At 70.5% G+C, this 441-nt stretch carries 1 protein-coding gene; it reads left to right on the top strand.

The features are described from left to right. The coding region (locus tag EOA38_RS38695; protein ID WP_127301694.1) for a DUF1403 family protein at window positions 1–441 on the top strand (441 nt) is incomplete at both ends.

A 441-nucleotide genomic window follows, 5' to 3' on the forward strand; every position in this document is an offset into this window, starting at 1 on the left:
TGCGTGACGCCTGGCAGCTTTGCCCGGCCGGCGCTGATCCCGGTCCCGCCGGCGCCATTTTTGGCGCCTGGCGCCAGCTGGCGCTGCAGCCGCCGGCGGTCAGCGCCGATCGGCTGGCAAAAGTGGCCGAGATGCTCGGGCTCGCCTGGGATGATGAGGCTTTCGTCGACCTCTGCACGCAGATCGAAGAAGTGGCGGGGTCGCAGCGGCCTGCACCATTTGCCGCGGCGGCGATTGCCGCTCACGTCGTCGCCATGCGTCCCGATGCCGAGCTGTTCGCTTGGTGGCTCGCCGACCTGGTGCTGGCGCAAAGCCTGCGCTGGCCGCGGCCGCTGCCGCTGTTGATGGCGCAGGCTTTTGGCCCGGCTTTCCGCGCCGAAGCCGGCGGCAAGCGCATCCGACCGGGCGAAAAAGGTTTCGAGCGCGCGGTCTGCCTGGCGC

Origin of the sequence: Mesorhizobium sp. M1E.F.Ca.ET.041.01.1.1 (assembly GCF_003997355.1) — a bacterium.
Classification (GTDB): domain Bacteria; phylum Pseudomonadota; class Alphaproteobacteria; order Rhizobiales; family Rhizobiaceae; genus Mesorhizobium.